Origin of the sequence: Rhizobium gallicum bv. gallicum R602sp (assembly GCF_000816845.1) — a bacterium.
Taxonomy (GTDB): domain Bacteria; phylum Pseudomonadota; class Alphaproteobacteria; order Rhizobiales; family Rhizobiaceae; genus Rhizobium; species Rhizobium gallicum.
Map to the genome: position 1 here is coordinate 1,305,198 of NZ_CP006880.1, position 24,335 is coordinate 1,329,532.

Genomic DNA, 24,335 nt, shown 5'->3' on the forward strand with positions numbered 1-24,335 from the left:
AGAACACCTATATTAGCTCGCAAACATGCCATGGTTGTTGCATGACAGGAGATACGATGCAGAGTGCCGTTTCGCGTTTTGCCAAGATTGCGGCGATAGCCGTTCTGACGAGCGCTTCCGTTTTTGCTGCCTATAGCGATGCCGAGGCGCGCCGCGCCGGAGGTTTTGGCGGATTCGGCAGCCGTGGAACGCGCACCTTCCAGGCGCCACCGGTCACACGCACCGCGCCTGCTCCGGCCGCGCCGATGGAGCGTTCGATGACGCCGCGCCCACAGACCCCCGCTACCGCCCAACAGCCTGTTAACGCGCAGCGATCTGGCGGTCTCTTCGGCGGCTTTGGCCGTTCGATGATAGGCGGCCTGATAGCCGGCGGGCTGCTCGGCATGCTCCTCGGCCACGGTTTCGGTGGCGGCTTCGGGTTCCTCGGCATGCTGCTGCAGATTGCCCTGATCTTCGGCGCAGTCATGCTTGCCATGCGCTTCTTTGCCAATCGACGCCAGCCGTCATACGGTGCGGCAGGTGGCCGGAGTGCCTCGTCCTACAGCAATATGTCGTCTAACAGCAATTCGTCGTTTAGCATTCCGGCAATCGGCTCAGGTGCTGCAGGCTATCAACCGCAGCCACGCAACGACAGACCAAGCGACGAAATCGGATTGGCGCAGGCCGATCTGGATCAGTTCGAGGAGCTGCTGACCAAGGTGCAGACCGCCTACGGCGCCGAGGACTATAGTACGTTGCGCAAGCTGACTACGCCCGAAGCCATGTCTTATCTCGCCGAAGAACTCGGCGAAAATGCCACCAACGGCGTGCGCAACCGCGTCTCGGAGGTCAAACTGCTGCAGGGTGACATTGCCGAAGCCTGGCGCGAGGACGGTCAGGATTATGCAACGCTTGCCATGCGCTACTCGTCGATCGACGCCATGGTCGATCGCGATAGCGGCCGCCTCGTTTCCGGTGACGATCGCCACCCCGGCGAAAGCACCGAAATCTGGACCTTTGTACGCAGAACCGGCAGCGACTGGAAGCTTGCCGCCATTCAGAGCACAGAGCAGCGCGCTGCCTGAAATATCAGCCCTTGAAGGTGTAGTCGGTAATCGACTGCGCCTTCATTTCAGTTGAAAAACCAGGCTTTGACGGCGGCATATAGGCTGCGTCCTTGATCACGCACGGGTCGAGGAAGTGTTCGTGCAAATGATCGACATACTCGATCACGCGGCCGTCCTTGCTGCCCGACACGGCAACGTAGTCGATCATTGACAGATGTTGCACATATTCGCAAAGGCCGACGCCGCCCGCATGCGGCCAGACCGGCAGACGGTATTTTGCTGCGATCAGCAGCACGGCCAGCACCTCGTTCAGGCCGCCCATGCGGCACGAATCGATCTGCACGATGTCGATCGCGCCTTCGGCGATGAATTGCTTGAACATGATCCGGTTTTGGCACATCTCGCCGGTTGCGACCTTGACCGGTCGGACCGCCTCACGGATTTTCCGGTGTCCGGCCACATCATCGGGACTTGTCGGCTCTTCGATGAAATAGGGCTTGGCGAAGGCTAGTTCCTTCACCCAGTCGATTGCCTGCTTGACCTCCCAGACCTGATTGGCATCGATCATCAGGTAACGATCCGGGCCAATCACCTCGCGGGCGATACGCAGACGGCGAATATCATCCTGGAGATCGCGGCCGACCTTCATCTTTACATGGTTGAAACCTGCGTCGATCGCTTCCTGACACAGACGGCGCAGCTTTGCATCATCATATCCGAGCCAGCCGGCAGAGGTCGTGTAACAGGCGTAACCTTCTTTCTCGAGCGTTGCGATCCGCTCAGCCTTCCCCGCCTCGGCACGTTTCAGGATTGTGACCGCCTCCTCGCGCGTCAGCACGTCGGTGAGGTAGCGGTAGTCGACGATGTCCGCGATTTCCTCCGCGGCCATCTCCGCGACCAGCCGCCACACAGGCTTTTCCGCCTGCTTCGCGAGAAGATCCCAGACAGCGTTGACAATGGCCCCCGTCGCCAAGTGGATGGCGCCCTTCTCCGGACCGATCCAGCGAAGCTGGCTGTCGCCGGTCAGATGCCGCCAGAATCCACCTGGATTGGCAAGAACCTGGTTAAGATCTGCGCCGACAACCAAATGCTCCATCGCCTTTATTGCCAGGCAACAGATCTCGTTGCCGCGGCCGATCGTGAAAGTGAGCCCGTGGCCCGAAAGTCCCGGCTCGTCCGTATCCAGAATAACGTAGGCCGCCGAATAATCCGGGTCCGGATTCATCGCATCGGAGCCGTCGAGGCTCTGCGAAGTGGGAAAGCGAAGATCAAAGACACGAAGGCCGGTAATGCCCGTCATGGGTTCCTCCCGAACAAGCCGGGCGGTCAGATCGTCCAGCCGCCGTCGATCGCGTAGGCCTGTCCGCTGGTATAGGTAGCACCGGCAAGATAGACGGCAAGGTCTGCAATCTCTTCCGGCGTGCCGAGACGACCCATCGGCTGGCGAAAAATAAAGGCAGCGCGGGCCGCATCATAGTCGCCCTGCGCGCGCATGCGATCCTGCAGCGACGGGCTCTCGACCGTGCCGGGACAAATGGCATTGCAGCGGACGCCCTCGGCGACGTAATCGGCGGCAACGGATTTCGTAAGGCCAATCACCGCCGCTTTTGTGACGCCATAGGCAAAGCGGTTCGGCACACCTTTGATGCTGGAGGCAACCGAAGCCATGTTGATGATCGACCCGTCCTTCCGCTCCAGCATGCCGGGAAGAACGGCGCGGATCGTGCGGATCATCGCCTTTACATTGAGGTCGAAAGCGAACTCTAGGTCGGCATCCTGCATTTCCAAAATGGATCCGGCGTGCACGAAGCCGGCGCAGTTAAAGAGCACATCGACCGCGCCAATTTCAGCGACCAATGCCTTAACCGCCCCCTCGTCGAGCACGTTTAGCTCGTGCGTCGACACCCCGGTGTCGGCGGCAAGCGTTGCCAGCGCATTCGCATTGATATCCGTCGCGTGAACCTTGGCGCCGGCCTGCTGAAAAGCGATTGCGCTGGCACGGCCGATGCCTTGCGCTGCCGCTGTGATCAGAACAGTCTTGCCGGAAAGAGTGATGGTCATGTCTTGGCCTTCTCAGGGTTTTCAATACGTGGGGGTAGAGCTCGGTTTCATCGGAGCCGAACCTGAACGGCGGCTTTTATGGTGTCAATCGAATAGTGAATCCGTCTCTCGCTCGACGTCGATGGGAGACTGTATCCAGGACGTGGCCGTCAATTAAGTCACGCCAGCATATGCGCTTCGTTGTTGGCAGCGACAAAACCATCGAGCACAAAATCGGGCGATTCGCGTCGATTGACCGCCCGCGGGAACTCATTTGGAACATTCGATATTTCAAAGTGTTTCCCCGACAGCGAACGAAGGAGGGTTCATGCTCTCCATTCAAGAAAATGTCGTCAAAGGCACGAAGCGTACCGGCGCATGTGCCGTCGGACTTTTGTGCGGATTGGCGTTTGCCCAACCGCTCGCCAGTCAGTCGGATCGCTGCCAGGCGCCAGATCAGCATCAAAACCGGGCGGGCGCCCTTGAGAACGGCAATTCAGGACCTACGAATGGGTTGGATACCTCGAAATTGTCCGATTGCAACGGCGTGCTAAAGCCGCCGTCCATCGGCGACGGAGATCTTGTCAAGCCTGCACCGCCTATTGGCAATACGCCCGTAATCCCGCCGGATCCGAAGCAGTGGGCAGAATTGTGCCCGGATTCACGTGACAACCCTTGGCGACGATAACGCTGCCGTGGTCGTGTGGATTGTGCTGGAAGCCTCAGTATTTTGGCGGCACGTAGAGCTCCGGCGGGAGGACCTTGCGTTCGTAGTCGGGGTTAAAAACGCGCTCTGGGAGCGTGATGTCCTCATGCGGCACGTCTTCGTAGGGAATCTGCTTAAGCAGGTGGTCGATGCAGTTGAGGCGGGCCCGCTTCTTGTCGTTGCCCTCGACGATGTACCAGGGCGCCTCAGCGATATTCGTGCGGGCGAAGGTCTCTTCCTTTGCCTTGGTATAGGCTTCCCAGCGTACGCGCGATTGCAAGTCCATCGGCGACAGCTTCCATTGCTTCAGGGGATCGTGAATGCGCATCAAAAAACGCATCTGCTGTTCCTCGTCAGTGATCGAGAACCAGTATTTGACCAGCCGGATGCCGGAGCGCACCAGCATGCGCTCGAATTCGGGCACATCGTTGAAGAATTGTTCCACCTCGTCTTCGGTCGCAAAACCCATGACGCGCTCAACGCCGGACCGATTATACCAGGACCGATCGAACAGCACGATCTCGCCACCGGCCGGCAGATGTGGCACGTAACGCTGGAAATACCATTGGGTTTTCTCGCGGTCCGAAGGAGCCGGCAGCGCGACCACTCTCACCACGCGAGGGTTGAGCCGCTGCGTGATGCGCTTGATCACGCCGCCCTTGCCGGCCGAGTCGCGTCCCTCGAAGATCACGACGACCTTCTCCCTGTGATAGGAGACCCAGTCCTGCAATTTGATCAGCTCGGCCTGCAGCGCCAGAAGAGCGCGGAAGTAATCGACACGCGGCATCGGGGGCGGATGCGACGTGCGATAGATCTTGCGGATTTCTTCCGACAGCGCCGGTTCGGAGAGCTCGAGTTCGTAGTCCTCGTCGAGCGTATCGGCCAATTCGGCTTCCAGCCAGTCTGGTTTATCGAGATCATCCTTTGACGTACCCATATCTCTCTCCGATGTGCCCCCATCATGCCACGCATCGCCATTTATCTCATGCCAGCATGACGGCATTTTGAAGCCATAGTAGCGCCATCCCCTCCTGCAGCATGACGGAGCGATTACACCAGGTAATACGTTGCGGGAGAGCTCGAACTCTTCGAAGGACCGTGCGCTTGATGAGCTCGATATAGCAAAATACAGGCGTGCGTGAAGAACGCGTCAGGATAGCGCGCTGTGCCTTAAAGACGACGATCCTCGCGTCATTCCGTGCGTTTTCCCTTACCGCAAATAGAACGCAAATATCACCGTCGGCCACGAGGCGGCACGCGCAAGTCGGTCGCGAAAGTCAGTGGTTTGAGTGGCCGGTCGGCGACTTCCTTGCGGCCCACGGATTCGCGATAAGATCTCCGGCGAATTCCTAAATTTGACGCATGATGCTTCGACGTTCATTCTCCGTCCATGATCAGCGGAGTACTTCTGGATCTCGCTGGCGTTATCTATGACGGCGAGGAAGTCATACCGGGCGCTACCGATGCTGTTGCGCGCTTGCGCGAAGCCGGCCTACTCATCCGGTTCGTGAGCAATACGACACGCTCGAACAAGCAGGCGCTCTTGCAGCGACTTGCAGGACTTGGACTTTACGCCACAAGCGATGAGCTCTTCACCCCGGCGCAAGCCGCGCGCGAGTGGCTCGATAAGCACGATCGATCGCCATACCTGTTGGTTCATCCCGATCTTGCGCTGGATTTCCACGACCTGGCAGGAGGGCCACAGAAGGCTCTTGTTGTCGGCGACGCCGGCGAGGCTTTCGATTACCAGACCCTGAATGCCGCATTTCGCGAGCTGGTCACGGGCGCGGAATTCCTGGGGCTCGCGCCAAACCGGACGTTCCAGGATGTTGACGGTAAACTCAGTCTCGACGCGGGCGCATTTATCGCGGCGCTGGAGTTCGCAAGTCAGAGGCGTGCCACTATCCTGGGAAAGCCGTCGCCCGAATTCTTCCTGTCCGCGCTCGCCAGCATGAACTGTCCGAAAGCAAAGGCCGTCATGGTGGGCGACGACGCGGAAACGGACGTCGCGGGTGCCTTGCAGGCCGGACTTTCCAAAGCAGTGCTCGTCCGTACAGGCAAGTATCGTCGCGGGGACGACACACGATTTCAGCCTTCGCCAACTGTAACGGTCGACGATATCTCTGCAGCGGCAGACTGGATTCTCGCGGCCCGCAATATTTAATGGAGGCCGTGGCGATACATCGCCGCGGCAGCCGCTGAGCGACGTCAGCTGAAGCTTCCTGTATGGGCATGGGAGGTCCGCCCTTGCGTGGTTTCATTGACGACTTCCTGCAGCCGAGTTCTGCGCAGCGCCCATGGTTGGTCTTTGCGCTTCCCTGACACTCTATATTTTCCAGCAATGACGGTCGCGTGCTGCGAACGCACATGTCTTTTGCAGTCGAATAGAGGGCAGCCTGATGAGTTCATCGCCGTATGGCCCCGACCCTCGCAAGCACCTCGCCAGGAATCCCATAGCGTGTGACGAGGTCCCGGTCGTTGCGGAGTCCGCAGATCTCCCGCTGAATGAACAATGCCCAAACAGCCTCCGAGGCGTCATTCAAGAGGCCTTCTCGATCAGCGGTGCGATTATCGCTCTTTGTCGAGGCGGCAAGTTTTGCAAGTGCTGCCTCGACTTTGCGGCCTTGGCGACCAAGTGCATCGGCTCGCTCCGAGGCAAGTTCGTATTCCAAAGGGCTGAATGCGGAATTCGGCCGATCCGAGAACGATCGTGGTGGTCTGAAGCTCACGAGGTGCCTTTCCATATTGCGATGGGCAAGCTCTGCCGTCAGCTTGCGACGGTTCTGATATCCTCCTGATCGAGCGAGCAACACGACCTTGGCCAATCGCCGACTGCCGCCAGCCCTGACTTCGTCAGCTCCGAGCGGCGGCAGCGGATTGATGCTCGGAAGCGCAAAGAGGAACAGTTATGCCCCACGGAAGTTTGGTACTTCATGAGGCGAGATCAAGAGGAGGAGACTGTGTGGACAATCTCGATTGGCGCTATTTTCATCATATGCGGCATACTCCTCCTGTGTCGGGAGGCTCTCGGCCGACGGCCTCTCAGCGACCCTCACCAATCATCCCTTAGCGGGCGGACACTGGAACCTAGAAGCCAAGGGGTTCGATTTCTGGGATTGACGAGGAACTGGCTGGGTATGGGTTTGATCGCGGCCGGAGCAGCGTTCCTATTGCTGGTCGCATTCACCTAGTGCGTTTGTCGATCGGCATGGTGAACGGCCACACGTTGCAAGGCAATCATGGCAAGGAAAGCGCGCGCGGTGAAGTGAGTGGGCGCAGTAGTGGCACGTCAGGTGGCAAAAGCCGGTTTCCGGCGCGTCGATCCTGAGCATGCTGAATGGCTCCACCGATACGGAAGAACCATCCGCAGCTGCCCCACCAGCCTGGCAGAATGGCGGTAACGGCCGGAAAAATCGATAAGAAGAGCAGGCCGACGGCACCATAAACCGGCAAAGGTGGCCGTGACGCCGGCCACACGCCAAAGGCCAAGGCCCGTTCAGTCGATGTCCTTCAATGCGTCGAGCGGGCCGGCCAGCGCCGTGCGGGGTTTGATAAGTTCCGGCCGGATCATGTGAACGGTTGGTGCAGGACGCGGCTCTTCCATGACCTCGAACGCCTTTGCCAGCATGCTCTCGATATCCTGCCTTATCATGATCACGGGAAAGGGCAGGAAAGAGGCGAAGGGATCGTAGTCGTAGCAGCCGACTACCATGTCGGAGAAGGTCTCGTGCGGATGACCAGCCATGAAACGGAGGAAACCTTCGAAGTTGATGGATGAATTAACGAAGAGAGCGCGCGGCAGCCGGCCTTCCCGCTCGTAGAACGCTTCGAAGGCCAGGCGCGTGTTGTTTGGCGAATAGCCCGTTGTTTGAATGCAAATATCGGGATCGCCTGCGAGCAGGTCGCGTTTGACGGCGCGAAAGCCGCGGATGCGCTCGTGGCTCGCATGGTCATTGCGGCCGCCGAAGAGGTAGAGCTCTTCGGGTGCAAGGGGCTTATCTGCCGGGAATTGGCGGATGATCGCTTCTGTCAGCATCCGCGCGCCCTCGTAGTTATCGCTGATGACGGAGGGAACCTTGCTGCCTGGAAGATCGATGTTGATGTGCTTCAGCCCCGCTTTCTCGCAGACCTCGTGTACGCCGTCTGGATCGGTCGCGCCGCAGATGAAGAGCTCATCGATCGAATAGGAAATGAGCGTCGCTGCCGTTTCGCGCTCTTCCTGGGGATCGCGGCTGGCGCTGACGACGATGGGGCACTGGCCCTTGCTGCGCACGTGCGCCTCAAAAGTCTGGGCCATGGAAGAAAAGTAGCGATTGTCGTGGACCGGCAGCAGCAGACCCACAAGGCCGGACCGGGAACTGCGTAGTCCCTGGGCCTGGCGATTTGCTGTATACTGGTACTTCTCTGCAAGTTCGCGGATCAGTGCGGCGGTCGCTTCCTTGATGCGGCGCTTGCGCCAAGTGCCGTTCAGCACGGCGCTGACTGTCGAGGGCGAGCTGCCCGACAGCACCGACAGATCGTAGATCGTCGCCTTCTTCCTCATGGCGTTCTTCATTCAAAAACCCTCGGATTTTCCTTAGTGCCGATTTCGAAGCGGCGAAAGGCGTTTCCGCTTGACGAAAGTATAACTCTGACCGATAGTCTTTGCACTATCGATTGTGCAAAGAGAAATATCGATTGTGCAACCTAGTGCCGCTTGAGGAGGCGGCTTCGAAGGGAGGCGGGAATTCACATTCTTCGCCAGTTACTTGCAACGGGAGGCCGGCGGTCTTCAGCAGGCCCTGTGCCCATCTCGAAACGATGGAGGAGGAACAAAATGAGGAAATTGCTTGTCGCCGCATTCGCGGCTTCGCTGTCGCTGGCAGCCGCTTTGGGCGCCTTGGCGCAGGAGCCCGGTAAGGTCGGTGTCGTCGTCAAGATCGGCGGCATCCCGTGGTTCAATGCGATGGAGGCCGGCATTAAGGAGAAGGGAGCCGCGCTCGGTATCGATGCCTTCATGATTGGCCCGACCAGTGCCGACCCGGCGCTGCAGGTGCGCGCCATCGAGGATCTCATCGCCCAGGGCGTCAAGGTGATCGGCGTCGTGCCCAACGATGCGAAAGTGCTGGAGCCGGTTCTCACCAAGGCCAAGGAAAACGGCATTATCGTCATCACGCATGAATCACCCGGTCAAAAGGGCGCGGATTGGAATTTCGAACTCGCCTCGGCCAACGGCTTCGGCGAAGCGCATGCCGAGCTTCTTGCAAAGAAGATGGGCGGCAAGGGCAAATATGCAGTCTTCGTCGGCTCGCTCACCGTGCCGCTGCACAATGCCTGGGCCGATGCGGCGATTGCCTATCTCAAAGAGAAATATCCGGAGATGGAAGTGGTCGGCGAGCGCTACGGCGTTGCTGAAGATGCCGACAAGAGCCGGTCGACTGCGCTCGATCTGATTTCGGCCAATCCCGACCTCAAAGGCTTCCTCGCCTTCGGCAGCCAGGGGCCGATCGGCGCCGGCCGTGCCGTGGAAGAGCGCCGCAAGGTTGGCGAGATCTTCGTACTCGGCCCCTTCTCACCGGGCCAGGGCCAGAAACTTATTAAAGCCGACGCGATTTCCGGCGGATTCATGTGGAATCCGAAACAGGCCGGCGAAGTCTTCGTGACGCTCGCCGACAAGCTCATGAAGGGCGAGGAGATCAAGGCGGGTGACGAGATCGAAGGCCTTGGGAAGATCAATCCGACCGGAAATGATATTATCGTCGACCAGCTCGTGACCATCAACAAGGATACGGTCGACGAACTCGCGGCCATGGGCCTCTAAAACCTTTCGAAGGCACCTCCCAGACCGCCGGGCTGGCTGCGGCTGGCTCGGTGGACTGCGAGCATGGCCGGCGGACCATTACGGCAGGCGCGATATGGAATCTCCAACTGGCGCAGACGTCCAACGACCTCTGTTGTCGATGAAGAACATCAACATGACCTTCGGCGGTGTGCGCGCGCTCCGCGACGTCTCCTTCGAGGTGCGGCCGGGCGAGGTGCATTGCCTCGCCGGTGAAAACGGCTCCGGCAAGAGTACCCTCATCAAGGTCATCACCGGGGTCTATCGCCCGCAGGCCGGTGCTGCAATCGAATATGACGGACAGCGCTATACGCATATGTCGCCAGTCACAGCGCAAGCCTCCGGCATTCAAGTGATCTGGCAGGATCTCGCGCTCTTCCCGGAAATGTCGGTGGCAGAAAACATCGCTTTCCACACTGTCCTCGGCCATCGCCCGCGCCGGGTCGACCACAAGGCCATGCGCGACACCGCCGAACGTGTGTTGGCGCGCCTCGGCGTTACCCTCGACGTCGATCTGCCGCTGCGCGAATATGCGGTCGCCCAGCGGCAGATCGTGGCGATCGCACGAGCCTTGGTCGGCGAGGCAAAGGTCGTCTTCATGGACGAGCCTACTGCTTCGCTGACGCAGTCAGAAACCGACCATCTGCTTGAGATCGTCCGTAATCTTTCCGCCTCGGGCGTCGCCGTCGTCTTCGTCAGCCACCGACTGGCCGAGGTGCTGGAAATATCGCACCGTATCACCGTGCTGCGCGACGGCGGGCTTGTCGGCGTCTATCCGGCCGAAGGCATGACGCAGTCGCGCATCTCCGAACTCATGACCGGCAAGATTTTCGACCACGCCGTGCGCGCCCAATCGCATGATGGGGCTGCGCCTGTCATTGCGGTTGAGGGGCTGACACGACGCGGTGAGTTTAGGAATATCTCCTTTTCCGTCCGCCGCGGCGAGACGCTCGGCATCACCGGTCTGCTGGGTGCCGGCCGCACGGAACTGGCACTGACGCTCTTCGGTATGCGCCGTCCCGATCGCGGCACCATCAGGCTTGATGGCAAGCCCGTGCGCTTTTCCTCCAATCGGGATGCGATCGCTGCCGGCATTGCCTATCTCTCCGAAGACCGCCTGTCGCTTGGGCTCATCCAGCCGCAATCGATTGCCGACAACCTGGTGATTTCCTCCCTGCGCAAAATTCTGTCCCACGGATTCATTTCGGAGCGTAAGAAGCACGGTCTTGCAGCCCGCTGGATTTCCGATCTTGGTATAAAGATTGGGCTGCAGCAGGATGCCATTTCGACTCTGTCGGGCGGCAACCAGCAGCGTATTGCCATCGCAAAATGGTTGGCGACCGACCCTAAGCTGCTGATCCTCGACGCACCTACGGTCGGCGTCGACGTCGGTGCGCGCGCCGGTATCTTCGACATCGTGGCACGGCTTGCGCAAAGCGGGCTTTCCATCATCCTCATCTCCGACGAGGTGCCCGAGGTCTACTTCAACGCCGACCGGGTGCTGCACATGGCGCAGGGGGAGATCGCCGGCGAATACGATCCGCGCGCGACATCGCTTAGGGACATGGAGGCTGCCGTCTATGCGTAGGCTCTTCCGCACCCATGCGACGGAGATCTGCCTGCTCGCCGTCATTGTTCTGATCGCCGCGTTTCTTGCCTTCGCCACGCCGCGTTTCTTTACGCTCGGCAATGCCTTCGACCTTTTGAACATCAGTTCAGTCAACATCATCTTCGCAGTCGGTCTGCTCGTCGTATTGATCGCGGGTGGCATAGACATCTCGTTTGCGGTGGCCGCCTCGGTCGTGCAGTACGTGACCGCTCTCATCCTCGGCCAGGTCGGTGGCGGAGGCTGGGCAAGCGGGCTGCTGATCGCCGGCGGCATCGGCACGCTGCTCGGCGCCTTCAACGCTTTCATCATCCACCGGTTCAAGATCATCTCGATCGTCGTTACGATCGCCACCTTCAATATTTACTTCGGTCTTTTGATGTTCTTCACCCGCGGCGTATCAATCTACACGCTGCCCGACTGGTGGACGGAGCGGATCATCCTCTACGAACGGGAGATGGCTGACGGCAGCTGGGCCGAAATCCGCCTTCCGGTCCTTGTCATGGCAATCTGCGTTGCGGCGACCTGGTTCCTGATCCGCCACACGACGACCGGGCGCCAGCTTTATGCCTTTGGCGACAATCCCGAGGGGGCGCGCCGCTTCGGAATCTCGATCGGCGCCATGCAGTTCATCGCCTTCGGCTGGTTGGGGCTCATGGCCGGGATTGGCGGATTGATCCAAGCACACTATGCCCAGGAAGTCGTGCCAAATGCGCTCTACGGCCGCGAGCTGGATGTGCTTGCCGCGGCCGTCCTCGGCGGCGCCCGCCTCGGTGGCGGCAAGGGCTCAGTGCTCGGCTGCGTGCTCGGCGTGCTGCTGATCTCGATCACCCAGAACGGCCTCAACCTGATGGGCGTTTCACCCTTCGCGTTCAAGATGATTATCGGCGCCATCATTCTCGTGGCGATCACACTCTCGAATTCCCGGATCGACAAGCTGCTTCCTATCCTGAAGACCGAGCGGAGGCGCAGATGACGACGCTTGTCCGGCGGACTCGCAACCTCCTGGGATCGGAAATCGCGGGATCGGTCGTCGCCTTCGTGCTGGTGGTCGTGATCTTCGGCCTCGCTTCGCCGCAGTTCCTGTCGCGGGCCACCTTCGGATCCGTTGCCTTCCAGCTTCCGGAGCTCGGCCTTCTTACTCTTGCCATGCTGCTGCCGATCCTGACGGGAGGGCTCAACCTCGCCATCACCTTCACCGCCAACATCGCAGGCCTCACCGTGGCTTGGACGCTGCAGGCCAACGGCGGCGTAGACGCTGGACCGGGATCCTTTCTGCTCGGCGTGGCGCTTGCGCTTGCCGCAGGTGCGGCAAGCGGCGTCGTCATGGGTCTTGTCATTGCCTATACGAAGGCTCACCCGATCCTTGTCTCGCTGTCGATGATGATCTTCCTGCGCGGGCTCGGCGAGTTCTTGACCCGCGGCGGGGACGTGTCGGGCTTTCCGGCCTTCCTGCGACCGTTCGGCCATGGCTCTGTGGTGGGGATTCCGCTGCCGCTCCTCATCTTCATCCTGTGCGTCGCGCTCTGGCATGTGCTGCTTTCGCGCACCAGGCTTGGCTTCAACACCTACATGATCGGCTCCAACATCGAGGCGGCGCGCTATTCCGGCGTGAACACACGCAGGGTCATCGTCCTTGTCTATACGCTGTCGGGCGCGATGTGTGCCGTCGCCGGTATCATCATGCTGGCACGCTTCAACTCGGTGCGCGTCGGCCACGGTGAGTCCTACCTGCTCATCACCGTTCTCGCCTGTTTCCTTGGCGGGGTAAATCCCTTCGGCGGCTTCGGCCGCGTGATCCCGGTCTTCGCAGCGCTGGTGGTACTCCAGCTCTTTTCGTCCGGGCTCAATCTTCTCGGCGCCAACCAGCATCTGGCGACGGCCGTGTGGGGTATCCTGCTCGTCGGCGTCATGATGCTGCGCTGGCTTGCCGGTCACTTCAGAACCGTTCTGCGCAGAAAGGAATGAGACGATGCAAGGCTTCGGCGTACATACCAGCATGTGGACAATGAACTGGGACAAGGCAGGCGCCGAAAAGGCGATCGCAGCTGCGGTGTCCTACAAGATGGACTTCATCGAAATTGCGCTCCTCAACGCACCCGCCGTCGATGCGCCACACACCCGCGCGCTTCTCGAAAAGCACAGCCTGCCGGCCGTCTGCTCGCTCGGGCTGCCCGAGCACGCCTGGGCGTCGGTGCGGCCGGAGGCGGCAATCGAGTATCTGAAGGTCGCGATCGACAAAGCGGCCGACATGGGCGCATTGGCGCTATCAGGCGTCATCTTCGGCGGCATTGGCGAGCGTACTGGTGTGCCGCCGACGGAGAAAGAGTACGACAATATCGCCCGCGCGCTGACGGCCGCCGCCAAGCACGCCAAGTCCCGCAGCATCGAGCTCGGCGTCGAGGCGGTGAACCGCTATGAAAACCATTTGATAAATACCGCAAGGCAAGCAGTCGAGATGATCGAGCGCGTCGGCGCCGACAATATCTTCGTGCATCTCGACACCTATCACATGAACATCGAGGAGAAGGGCGCTGCCACGGGCATCCTCGAGGCGCGCGAACATCTAAAATATATCCACCTGTCTGAAAGCGACCGTGGCACGCCCGGCTACGGAAACGTCCCTTGGGACGAGATATATACAGCACTTGCGGCCATTGGGTTCAAAGGCGGCCTTGCTATGGAGAGTTTCATCAACATGCCAGCGGAAGTCGCCTACGGTCTCGCAGTCTGGCGTCCTGTCGCCAGGGACGAGGCAGAGGTGATGGGCAACGGCCTGCCCTTTCTGCGCAATAAGGCGAGACAATATGGCCTGATCTGAGGCCGCAGGACGTGCGGCGCACAGGGCGCAAAAGGCAGAAAGGATTATGACCGACCGGGCGGTTGCAAACCTTGACTGGGGCAAGACGGACGTCACGCCGATGTCGTGTTGGACCCAGGTAATCCTCTCTAAACGCTGAGCCTCCCGAACCCGGTCCGGTCGGGAACCCTGGCGCCGGCACGATCTGGGCCGACAGAACGGAAGGAACTTCCAGATTGGGAGCTGGTCCTTCGCGATGAAGGTGGACGGCTGGTGGAGATGGATCCGCACCATGCTGCTATCGTCATACCGGATGCCGACGCCGGACGGGCGAACGCCGCTCACGCGCGCTGATGACTTGATATTGCGTTGCCATGAAAAGGCTGGCTTCGGATGTGAGAATATTCACTCATCAATTTTCCCAAGTGGACCTCTATTCGAAAAGACGTGCGACAGCAGTGCCAAAGTTGTTCTTTCCTCCGCTCCATTGCGCGCTAATTGCTTCAAATCAACCAGCCGGTAAGAAATGGCAAGCACCGCAGACTCCTCAAAACAAACTGGTAGCTCAAATCAGATTGGTGATCGCACTGCCGCCGAATCTGTGCAGCTGCCGAAGAGCGAAGGATTTCCAGCTGAAGGCGCGGAAGAAGAAACTGGGGCTCACGAGGGACCATCGGGATCTTCATCACCGCTGAAACAATCCAAAGAGGCTGTGAACCCTTCCTCGCCCTTTGCTCAAAGCGCACGCGCCATTCATGACCTGAGGGCCGCGCTCCGTCATGATTTCCGTGCGATTTTGCAAAGCAGCCCTTTGTGGATGAGAAAGGGCATCGGAACCATCGAGAAAAGACAACAGACGTCTGGCACTCGAACGCCCAATGAGAAGTTTCGGCGGCTGTCGGCGGCTTTTGCATCGCTTTCTTCCAAAGCCATGAGAGCCGGAATGACCGGCATAAAGAAGGCCCGTCCTCTGAAATTGCGGTCATGGAAAGGGCTCGTCGCGCTCCTTCCTTTGCTGGGCTTGCTGATCGTGGCCTCCGTTCTGACTTGGGCGTTGAAGGATGTGCCGTGGCAAGAGATTGCCGATGGTTCCATGAAGCCCGTCATTGTATTGGAAACGGCGGACGGCGAACCTCTTGTTCGGCAGGGCCCCTATCAGGGACCCTATGCAGGGTACGAACAATTCCCCCCTCACCTCGTGGATGCAGTCCTTTCAATCGAGGACCGCCGGTTCATGGATCACCACGGCATCGACCTGAAAGGCATTGCGCGCGCACTAATACGGAACTTTCAGGCAGGCTCGGTTGTCCAGGGGGGAAGCACGATCACGCAGCAGCTGATCAAGCTGCAGTATCTCGAAAGCGACCGAACGCTGAAGCGAAAGATCCAGGAACTGGTGATCGCGTTCTGGCTGGAATGGAAGCTCGGCAAGCAGGAGATCCTGACGCGGTACCTGAACTCGGTCTACCTCGGTTCCGGCGCTACGGGAATGCCTGCAGCGGCACGGATCTATTTCAACAAGGATATCGGTGCGCTCGATATTCCAGAATCGGCGATGCTGGCAGGCCTGCTGAAGGCTCCGAGCCAGTTGAACCCGATCGACAATTTCGAGGGTGCACGCCAACGCACGGCAACAGTGCTCGACGCGATGGCCGCCAACGGCAAGCTTACGCCGCAAGAAGCCGACGCCGCCAAGAATGAATTTGCCGAACTGCACCCGACGACACCGACGCCGCGCTCCGGCAGCTGGTTCGCCGATTGGATTTCGCCACAAGCGAGCGAGATCGCGGGCTCCTCTCCCGGCTCGACGACAGTGCGCACGACGTTGGTACCGCGCCTGCAGGAAATCGCCGAACGGGTGGTGAGACACGCGCTTGATGAAGAGGGAAAGGCTCGCGGCGCATCGCAGGCGGCGATGGTCGCCATGACGCCCGATGGCGCGGTTGTCGCCATGGTCGGCGGACACGACTACAAGACCAGCCAGTTCAACCGTGCCGTCACAGCCATGCGTCAGCCCGGCTCCACATTCAAGTTGTTCGTTTATTATGCTGCGTTGAAAAAAGGCCTTTCTCTGTCGGATCAGGTCCTCGACGGGCCCATTGAGTTAAACGGATGGTCGCCCCAAAATTTTGGGGGTGGTTACCGCGGCTGGGTTACGCTGGCGGAGGCTTTTGCTCGCTCATTGAATGCCGCCACCGCAGCCCTTGCCCAGGAGGTGGGACTGGACAGTGTCGCCGCGGCAGCCAAGGAGCTCGGCATAAACGCTGCCCTGACGACGGCACCTGCCTTGTCGCTTGGCGCTTCGGAGGTGAGTTTGCTCGATCTGACCGGCGCCTACGCATCGGTACGGCTTGGAAAGTCGCCCGTCGAGCCGTGGGGTATTATCGAATTTCAGGCATCTGGCCAGCCCAGAGGCTTCCGCGTGGGTGCGCAAGTGCCGGCGGCTATTGATCTCTCTCCGTATCAGCCGGACCTTCTGGCGTTACTGCAGTTGGTCGTTGAGCGTGGGACTGGCCGCGACGCCGATCCTGGCATGTTTGCGGCCGGCAAGACAGGTACCAGTCAGGACAACCGCGACGCCTGGTTCGTCGGCTTCACGGACGCCCTGGTCGCCGGTGTCTGGGTCGGGAACGACGATGACGCGCCGATGAAGGGGGTCACCGGAGGCGCACTTCCGGCTCGCATCTGGCGGGAATTCATGCAGGCGGCGATGGCTGAGCCTGCTCCGCAGATCGATCCGGATACAGGAATGATGACAAGCGAAGAGAATGCCGCACCGTCCTGCAACATCACCGCCTGCTCGCGCAGTTATCGTTCGTTCCGCGCTTCCGACTGTACCTACCAACCCTATTATGGCGCTCGGCGTCTTTGCGAGAAATAGCCCAACCCGAATGTTAGTCGCCGCGACGAAGATGGGAAACCGCAGAAACCCGGCAGCGCGAAGCACAAATGCAGGAACGAGGGGTCTGGCAACAATATCTCCCGCCTTCGAGGCTTTCCGCTTTGCCACCGCATCGCCCCTTCAAGCGTCGGTTACGGGCACTGGGGGGTGGCGACCGCCTGAGGGGCAATTTCGGCGATCTTGGTACTTGGTCTAATCGCATACCTCGTTCGACCGGCGTCGGCCCGCATGATCGCCCTTAGATCGAACAGGCCGTGACGAACAATGACTGGGCTTCATCGCGAAGGCCGTCGCTGCCGCTGGCTGGCCAATGCATCCGCTCGCACCGCGATCTCAAGGATCGGCGATTTTGCCGTCCATGAGATGAATGCGCCGCCCCATACGGGCCGCCATATCGAGATCATGGGTGACGGCGATAACCGTCTTGCCGCGTTCGCGCACGAGCCCTTCGAGGATCGAAAAGACTTGCTCGGAATTTTGACTGTCGAGGCTTCCCGTCGGCTCGTCAGCAAGCAGGATGGGTGGATCATTCGCAAGCGAACGTGCAACAGCGACCCGCTGGCGTTGACCGCCGGATAGCTGATCTGGCCTCTTATCGATATGGCCGGCAAGGCCGAGCGATGCCAAGAGTTCTTCAGCCCGCGCCTGCATGGCCGACCGGCTCAAACGACCAAGCTTGCGCATCGGAATCTCGACGTTCTGCCGCGCCGTGAATTCTGGCAGGAGAAAATGGAACTGGAAGACGAAGCCCAGCATAGAGAGGCGGGTTTCGGCGCGTTCCCTTTGGTCCATCGGATCGGTATCTCTGCCACCAATCGAAAGCCTGCCGCTCGTCGGCTCGTCCAGCAGCCCCAACAGATAGAGCAGCGAAGACTTGCCGGAACCGGAAGGTCCAGTGATTGCAACGAATTCCCGCTCACCGATCGTCAAAGACACATCCTCGACCAGCGTTACCGGGACGGTTTCCGTCAGGATGCGTGTGAGGTTATTCGCTTCAATCAAGGCGCTCACGTCGCACCCCTTATGATATCCACCGGATTAAGGCCTGCAGCACGCCTAGCCGGGAGATAGCCGGCAAAAGCCGCCGAACTGAGCGCGAAACCTGAGGCGATCAGGTAATGCAGAATGCTCCAGGCAATCGGCAGGCGTGTCATTTCCTGGCCTGTCGCGGCAAGTTCGAAGCGCACCAGGGACAAGGCATAGACGAGCGCGAAGCCAAGCAGCCAACCGAGCGCCGAACCGCCGGCCCCGATGGCGACACCTTCGAGCAGAAACAGGCGCCGCATGTCCGCCTCGGCAAAACCGAGCGACTTCATGATGGCGATGTCGCGCGCCTTTTCATGCGTAATCGTCGAGATAATATTATAGATGCCAAATCCAGCGACCAGCATGATTGCTGCGACAACGGTGTACATGATGACATTGCGGATCACGAGCGCTTCGAGGAGCGATTCATTGGCCTCTTGCCAAGCCTCGGCCCTGTAGCCGAGTTCGGCCTCGATCCGGCGCGCCACCACCGGTGCGTCGTCGGGATTGGCAAGTTTGATGCGGATCTCATTGATGGCGTTGGTGCGCGCGCTCAGGATCTGCGCGTTCTTCAGCAGTACATAAGCTTCGCCCTCATCGCGGGCGGTCGTGCCGGTATGAAAAAGGCCAACGATCTTGAAATTGCGCGTGAGTCCCTCGGACGAAACCGCGGCAACTGTATCGTTCAGTCCGGCGCCGAGGCGTTTTGCCATCGTATCGCCGATCACGATATTGTTCCCGCCTGCCGCAAGGGCTCCGAAACTTCCCTCCACGAAATCGCCGATGATAGGCGAAACGCTGCGCTCGGCGACCGGTTCGATGCCGATCACCGATGCTCCGACCTCGCGGCTGGAGTAACGAATGACACCCTGCAGTTTCAGGTCTGGTGCAAGCCGGCCGGGTATCCATGCCTCGAGCCAGGAGCGCGCGGCAGTCGGATTGATGATGCCGCGGCGGTCCTCCCGCGGCCTCAGTCCGAAGATCTGCGTCGTATGGTATGCGGTTTCGGCAGGCTGCCGTCGCGCCGTTCGCTGCTCGTCATTGATCTCGACATGCGGCATGGTATCGATCAACTGTTCCACAAAATCGTCCTGGCCGCCCTGCATGAGTGCCGCCATGGCGATGGAAAAGCCGACGCCGACGGCAACGCCGAACACGGCAACAAGTGTCTGCCGGCCGCGGCCGGCAATATGGGTGACCGCGATCTCGAAAATCAGACGCATCGTAACCTCACTTCGCAGCACCGGTTATCGTGACCCAGGCCCCATCCTTCAGATCTTGCGGAAACGGTGAGATCACGCGCGCCTTTTCATCCAGACCGGACCTAATCTCGATACCACTCGGGCCGCGGATACCGGTTTTGATCTCACGTAGCCGGGCAGAGTTTCCTTCGACGGTGAAGATCTTCTCAGTCTGCATCGCAACCGTGGGGACCAGCAGTGCATTTTCCGAGACGCGGACGATGACGTTCACATCGGTCGACATACCGATCATCAGCGGCGTGTGGTCGGGAAGACGCAGCTTCACGCGATAAGTCTTCGTCACTGGATCACCCTTCGGCGTTATGCTGCTGACGGTTGCATCGAGTGTCTGATCCTTGAAGGCATCCGATTTGAGCAGGGCCTTCTGCCCCAGCCGGAGCCGCGGAATATCCTCCTCGTTGACATCGGCCACCACGAGCAGCGGTTTTTGTTCTCCGACCCAGAAGAGCGCCGTTCCGAGATCGGCGACCTCGCCCACCTCGCCGTCCTGGCGTAGCACGACACCATCGATCGGAGCGCGAATGATATAGCTGTCAAGGCGCGCTCTTTGGCCGGCGGCCAGCGCCTTGAGCTGCTCCACCTCACTGCTTGCCCGGTCGACTGACTGCTGGGCTGCGGTGTTTTTTTCCAGCATCAAATTGTAGCGCCGAAATTCCTGCTCCGCCAGCGCGAGCCGCGCCTCGAGTTCGGCAAGGGCCGCCCTCGCCTCGCTATCATCGAGGCGAGCAAGTATGTCTTCCTTTTTTACGGCTGCACCTTCGCAGTTGCATTGCTCGACGATCCGTTCGCGCACCAGCGGCGTGACTTTTGCCCAAGTCACAGGTTCGACAACGCCACTGGCATAGACGATTTCGGCAGCACTACCACGCGAGGGGACGACGACCGATACGGGGATGGGGCGCCAAACGTACCAAGCAGCCAAACCGCCTGCCACGGAGAGGGCGACGACAACGGAAAGCAAGCGGAACGGTTTCACACCATCTGCCTTGAACTGCTGCTGTTGCGAACCCTATAGCATCAGACCGACCGTCGGTCTATGATACAGCTGAAGAATTCGGCCGCAGCATCGAATTCCGCTCCGCTGGTCAGAAACGAGCGCCGCATGCGTGTCAAAAAAAACCCAGAAATCCGCTCGGGCGAATTGTTGGATTGCGCTCAGCGGCTCTTCTTCACCCATGGCTACGACAATACCACGATCAACGACATCATTCGTGAAGCAGGCGTGTCGAAGGGCGCCTTCTATCACTATTTTCCCTCCAAGGAGGCGCTGCTTGAAGCATTTGCCGCCCGCCTTGCCCGCAAAAGCCTTGAAGAGATTCGACCGCTCCTCGACGATCCTACGCTCGACGCCGTGGGACGACTGAACACGTTGTTCGCCGGATCGCGGCGTCTCAAGGTCGAGCTTGCCCCGCAACTGCGAACAGTATTCGATGTCATCTTCCGTCCAGAAAACATTGTGCTGTTTCACCGCATCGATCAGGCTGTGACCCGCATCGTGGTCCCGCTTTTAGCCGATGTTCTCCAGGAGGGAACAGAGGAGGGTCTCTTTGATGCACCAGATCCCGAAGCCTTCGCAGAGATGCTTCTGCTCTTTCGCCTTTCCCTCGGCAGCGTGATGCACGAGGCCCTGCTAAAGAGCCGCGAGGGCAATATCGAGCAGGCCGCGAAGATGCTCGATGATCGCCTCAGGCTCTATGGTATCGCCATCGACCGCGTCCTGAAGTTGCCCGAGGGAACGATCGAAGTAGCCGAAACGGGCTTTGTCCGAGCTTTGCTTGATGACTCTCAATAAAATAGCAACCATTGCGCAAAACCCGGCTGGCCAACCTGCCGGACGAGATTTGCACGACAGCGGTCATGACCGGAATAGGACAGCCGCACCACAGCGAAACGGTGGGTTCTGGGCAAGGCGACCGGATGGTTGGATCATCCGCAGCGCGATTCTGTTCTCCTGTCGAAGGTAACGCGGACCCATTCGATACAAGGAAGGGCCGTCGCCGGTTCGATCGTCATGAGGTTCTATCAAGAACTACAAATCGATGATGCGTCTTTGATTGCGCAGAACAAGCACCGGGAAGCTCCAGGCAGACCATCTTCGTTGAACACTCACAAGGCGTCTGCTGGAATCCCGCTTGGAGCCGGCTGACTGGGAAACGGGATGTGACCGATCCCCAGCGAATAGTGTTCCATTCGCATTCGAGCGGTGTTTCGAAGCCGGATTCGGCCCTCTGCGAAACGCCGCTTGCAATGTTTTTCCGCCGAGTCATAATAATTTTGCACACGTGCTCAATCTGTCACGCGGTCGTTACGCAAATCCCCTAGAGCGGAAACCGTTCGCGCTTTTCATGGGATCTCCGGGCCGGCCGTCAGCAATGGTGATTGGCCCGCCAAGAGGCTCGCACCAATCTCTGGGGAGATGAAGAGATGACTATTCTGCCGACACTGAAGTGCATGACCGTCGCGGCCGCCATCCTAGCCTCGACGACCGCCCTGTCCTTTGCCAAGGAGCTGACCGTTACCGTCTGGGCCGGCGGCACTGGCCCAAACGACGTCTATCGCCTCGATGCAATCGAAATTGCAGCCGAGCAGCTTCAGCGGGAAGCTGCTATCAAGGGCGAAGAACTCAAGATCAAGGTCGAGAAAAAGGCCTATAGCGGTTGGGAGGACTTCAAGCAGGCGATGACGCTTGCCGCCGAGGCGAAAACCGCTCCGAACATCGTCGTCACCGGCCACGAGGACATTGGCCCCTGGGCACAGTCCGGCCTGGTCGTGCCGATTGAGGACTATGTCGACCTCGATTCCTGGCCGCTTAACAACATCTATGAAAATCTAATGGACATTGCCTCCTTCAGCGGCACGGTCTACGGCATCCCGCAGGACGCCGAGTCCCGCCCGATGTTCTTCTGGAAGCCTCACATGAAGGCGATCGGCTATAACGATGCTGATCTCGACGCTCTACCGCAGAAGGTCCAGGACGGCAGCTACACGATGAAGAACCTGCTGGAAGACGCCAAGAAGATGCAGGACAAGGGCCTCGTGCAGCCAGGCTATGGCTTCTACCCGCGCTACACCAACGGTCCGGATTTCTGGCAATTTTACACGAGCTTCGGCGGGACGATGGAACAAGACGGCAAGCTGGTCTTCGACAAAGCTGCGATGCAGCGCGCGTACCAGTTCTTCGCCGACGCTGTAAAGGACGGTGTAACCAAGAAGAACCATATCGGGATGCCGGCCGACCAGTGGTGGAAGGAAGTGGCTTCCGGCAAGGCGGGGATCTGGCACGGCGGCACCTGGCATTATGCCCGCTACGTCAACCAGGAAGGCCTGAAGGACTTTTTCGGCAACGTCATCTTCACGCTGATCCCAGCCGGCGAAGGTGGCAAAGCCAACACGCTGACGCATCCGCTCGTCTATCTTCTGACCTCGGGCCACGACAAGGACGACACCGAGATTGCCGCCCAGTTGATCAAGATCGCCTCCGAGCCGCGCATCAATGTGCTGCATGCGGTCAAGTCCGCTCATCTCGGCATTTCGAAGTCGGAAACCGAGATCGAGCTCTACTCCTCCGACCGCTGGACGCGTGAAGCCACCGAGCGGCTTCTGCCCTACGCCAACGCGATGCCCAACAATGCCGATTTCGGCACCTACTGGAACATCATGTGGAAGGGCCTCGAGGCCTCCTGGACAGGCGCCAAGAGCGTCGATGCTGCCGTCAACGACGTAGAAGGCGAGCTGAAGGGCACGCTCGGCGACAAAATCATCATCCGCTAAGCGCAAGCAAGCCTCCGGGCGGCCTCATCCGCCCGGACATTTTGCGGAGGCTTTCATGAGATCGTCCAGAACGCTCGGGCTCATAATGATCGCACCGGCCGCGATCATGATTGTGCTGTTCTTCCTGATGCCGGTAGTGCTAACCGCCGTCTTTTCCTTCACGAACATGACGACCGCCACGGGCATTTCGGGCGGCGCCTACCAGATCGCCCCAAATTCTCTCATCGCGCTCAAGGACGAGATGCCGGAGGTCGTGCAGCAGCTTACCGAGCCGCGCTACGCGATCGACGAAGAGGGTATCAAGGGCGTCGAGGGCCTTGCGCTTGAGCCTGGCATCGCTAGGGAGCTGCGCGAAAAACATCTCGGTGAGGTCTTCTCCTCGCGCCGCGAAGCCGAGCGCATGATCAAGGATCTTACCGACCGGCCGTCGACCCGTGACGTCAAGCAAATCTCAGAGCAGTTCAACCGCTCCGTTGCCAATCTGCGTTTCTCGAGCAAGGAGGACCTTTTCGCCTCGCTCGACAAGTTCGGCTTCAAGATGACGCCGGAAGAGAAGGAAGGCCTCGCCAGCGCGACCTATACCGGCTGGAGCTGGACGACGGAAAACTTCTCGCGCATCGCCTCGTCACCGGACATGGCGCAGATCCTTTTCAACACATTGCTCTACGTCGCACTTGTGCTCGTGCTCTTCAACACATGCTACGCCATGCTCCTCGCGATCTGGACTCACTACATGCCGAACGTGCAGGCAACGATTTTTCGGTCCGTATGGCTCCTGCCGCGCATCACGCCCGTCGTTATCTACGTGCTGATGTGGAAATGGCTCGCTTGGGATACCGGCTTCATCTCCACCTTCATGGGCAAGTTCGGCTACGCGCCGAAGAACTATCTTCTCGACAACGCTTATAACGCTTGGCTCTTCGTGGTGCTGATTAACGGCTTCATCGGTGCTTCGATGGGCATGCTGGTCTTTTCCTCGGCGCTGAAGGCGATCCCGAAGAGCCAGTTCTTCGCAAGCGAGGTGGATGGCGCCAGCCGCTGGCAGCAAATCCGCTACATCATCCTGCCGCAGATGCGCTGGCCGATCCTGTTCGTCACCTGCTACCAGACGCTGTCGCTGCTTGCCTCCTTCAACGAAATCCTCCTTTCGACGCGCGGCGGGCCGGGCAAGGCGACCGAAGTCTGGTCGCTTGCCGCCTATCACACGGCGCTCAACAACTATGCCGGCAATCTGGAATATGGCCTTGGCGCCGCTATGGCGCTCGTCCTCGTGATTATCGGCATCATCCTGTCGCTCGCCTATCTGCGTGTCTTCAATTACGCCACGCTGGTTGCGCGGCCGCTCATCGAGGATTGAT

Annotated in this window: 19 protein-coding genes; 11 read left to right on the plus strand and 8 right to left on the minus strand. The window is 59.6% G+C overall.

The window, feature by feature from the left end:
- The first annotated feature begins 56 nt into the window (after positions 1-56).
- Entirely contained in the window at positions 57-1,064 is a 1,008-nt protein-coding gene (locus RGR602_RS29310; protein WP_040115518.1) for a Tim44 domain-containing protein, read from the plus strand.
- 4 nt (positions 1,065-1,068) lie between these two features.
- Here RGR602_RS29310 and RGR602_RS29315 read toward each other — a convergent pair whose 3' ends face one another.
- From RGR602_RS29315 to ppk2, 3 genes are all read right to left on the minus strand, one after another.
- Entirely contained in the window at positions 1,069-2,346 is a 1,278-nt protein-coding gene (locus RGR602_RS29315; RefSeq protein WP_040115519.1) for an L-fuconate dehydratase, read from the minus strand.
- 26 nt (positions 2,347-2,372) lie between these two features.
- Complete coding sequence (locus RGR602_RS29320) at positions 2,373-3,107, minus strand: SDR family oxidoreductase (protein WP_040115520.1); 735 nt, start codon at positions 3,105-3,107, stop codon at positions 2,373-2,375.
- 701 nt (positions 3,108-3,808) lie between these two features.
- Positions 3,809-4,729, minus strand: coding sequence for a polyphosphate kinase 2 (ppk2, locus tag RGR602_RS29325; RefSeq protein WP_040115521.1), 921 nt, complete (start codon positions 4,727-4,729; stop codon positions 3,809-3,811).
- A 453-nt stretch (positions 4,730-5,182) separates the two neighbouring features.
- Between ppk2 and RGR602_RS29330 the strand changes: the two genes are divergently transcribed.
- Entirely contained in the window at positions 5,183-5,956 is a 774-nt protein-coding gene (locus tag RGR602_RS29330; RefSeq protein ID WP_040115522.1) for a TIGR01458 family HAD-type hydrolase, read from the plus strand.
- A 241-nt stretch (positions 5,957-6,197) separates the two neighbouring features.
- Here RGR602_RS29330 and RGR602_RS38940 read toward each other — a convergent pair whose 3' ends face one another.
- Both RGR602_RS38940 and RGR602_RS29345 read right to left on the minus strand, forming a co-directional pair.
- Positions 6,198-6,521 (minus strand): DUF6665 family protein, encoded by a 324-nt coding sequence (locus tag RGR602_RS38940; protein WP_040116580.1) that lies wholly within the window; start codon positions 6,519-6,521, stop codon positions 6,198-6,200.
- A gap of 767 nt (positions 6,522-7,288) precedes the next feature.
- On the minus strand, positions 7,289-8,347 hold the full coding sequence (locus RGR602_RS29345) for a LacI family DNA-binding transcriptional regulator (RefSeq protein WP_040115523.1): 1,059 nt from the start codon (positions 8,345-8,347) through the stop codon (positions 7,289-7,291).
- 261 nt (positions 8,348-8,608) lie between these two features.
- On the opposite strand from RGR602_RS29345, the gene RGR602_RS29350 reads away from it, so the two are divergent.
- The 6 genes from RGR602_RS29350 (at position 8,609) to RGR602_RS29375 (ending at position 16,897) form a co-directional block, all read left to right on the plus strand.
- Positions 8,609-9,592 carry an autoinducer 2 ABC transporter substrate-binding protein gene (locus RGR602_RS29350; protein ID WP_040115524.1) on the plus strand — a complete coding sequence of 328 codons (984 nt, stop codon included), beginning with the start codon at positions 8,609-8,611 and terminating at the stop codon, positions 9,590-9,592.
- Positions 9,593-9,686: 94 nt separating this feature from the next.
- Entirely contained in the window at positions 9,687-11,198 is a 1,512-nt protein-coding gene (locus tag RGR602_RS29355) for a sugar ABC transporter ATP-binding protein (protein WP_040115525.1), read from the plus strand.
- On the plus strand, positions 11,191-12,192 hold the full coding sequence (locus tag RGR602_RS29360) for an ABC transporter permease (protein ID WP_040115526.1): 1,002 nt from the start codon (positions 11,191-11,193) through the stop codon (positions 12,190-12,192). Before RGR602_RS29355 ends, RGR602_RS29360 begins: the two co-directional genes overlap by 8 nt.
- Positions 12,189-13,184, plus strand: a complete 996-nt coding sequence (locus tag RGR602_RS29365; RefSeq protein WP_040115527.1) for an ABC transporter permease — start codon at positions 12,189-12,191, stop codon at positions 13,182-13,184. Before RGR602_RS29360 ends, RGR602_RS29365 begins: the two co-directional genes overlap by 4 nt.
- Positions 13,185-13,188: 4 nt before the next feature.
- Positions 13,189-14,037 (plus strand): sugar phosphate isomerase/epimerase family protein, encoded by an 849-nt coding sequence (locus RGR602_RS29370; RefSeq protein WP_040115528.1) that lies wholly within the window; start codon positions 13,189-13,191, stop codon positions 14,035-14,037.
- A 922-nt stretch (positions 14,038-14,959) separates the two neighbouring features.
- A complete protein-coding gene (locus tag RGR602_RS29375; protein ID WP_407692057.1) occupies positions 14,960-16,897 on the plus strand; it encodes a PBP1A family penicillin-binding protein in 1,938 nt (645 codons plus the stop codon).
- A gap of 354 nt (positions 16,898-17,251) precedes the next feature.
- Here the strand turns inward: RGR602_RS29375 and RGR602_RS29380 are convergent, their stop codons facing one another.
- Genes RGR602_RS29380 through RGR602_RS29390 form a run of 3 tightly spaced genes read right to left on the minus strand, consistent with a single transcriptional unit; the run spans position 17,252 to position 20,182 of the window.
- Positions 17,252-17,929, minus strand: a complete 678-nt coding sequence (locus RGR602_RS29380; protein ID WP_040115529.1) for an ABC transporter ATP-binding protein — start codon at positions 17,927-17,929, stop codon at positions 17,252-17,254.
- Positions 17,926-19,167 (minus strand): ABC transporter permease, encoded by a 1,242-nt coding sequence (locus RGR602_RS29385; RefSeq protein WP_040115530.1) that lies wholly within the window; start codon positions 19,165-19,167, stop codon positions 17,926-17,928. The genes RGR602_RS29380 and RGR602_RS29385 overlap by 4 nt, the downstream gene beginning before the upstream one ends.
- Before the next feature lie 7 nt (positions 19,168-19,174).
- Positions 19,175-20,182, minus strand: a complete 1,008-nt coding sequence (locus tag RGR602_RS29390; RefSeq protein WP_040115531.1) for an efflux RND transporter periplasmic adaptor subunit — start codon at positions 20,180-20,182, stop codon at positions 19,175-19,177.
- 126 nt (positions 20,183-20,308) lie between these two features.
- Between RGR602_RS29390 and RGR602_RS29395 the strand changes: the two genes are divergently transcribed.
- From RGR602_RS29395 to RGR602_RS29405, 3 genes are all read left to right on the plus strand, one after another.
- Entirely contained in the window at positions 20,309-20,998 is a 690-nt protein-coding gene (locus tag RGR602_RS29395) for a TetR/AcrR family transcriptional regulator (RefSeq protein WP_040116583.1), read from the plus strand.
- Positions 20,999-21,630: 632 nt separating this feature from the next.
- Positions 21,631-22,977 carry an ABC transporter substrate-binding protein gene (locus tag RGR602_RS29400; protein ID WP_040115532.1) on the plus strand — a complete coding sequence of 449 codons (1,347 nt, stop codon included), beginning with the start codon at positions 21,631-21,633 and terminating at the stop codon, positions 22,975-22,977.
- Between the two features lie 55 nt (positions 22,978-23,032).
- Positions 23,033-24,334: a carbohydrate ABC transporter permease gene (locus RGR602_RS29405; RefSeq protein ID WP_040115533.1), complete on the plus strand. Its 1,302-nt coding sequence runs from the start codon at positions 23,033-23,035 to the stop codon at positions 24,332-24,334.
- Position 24,335: the final 1 nt, after the last annotated feature.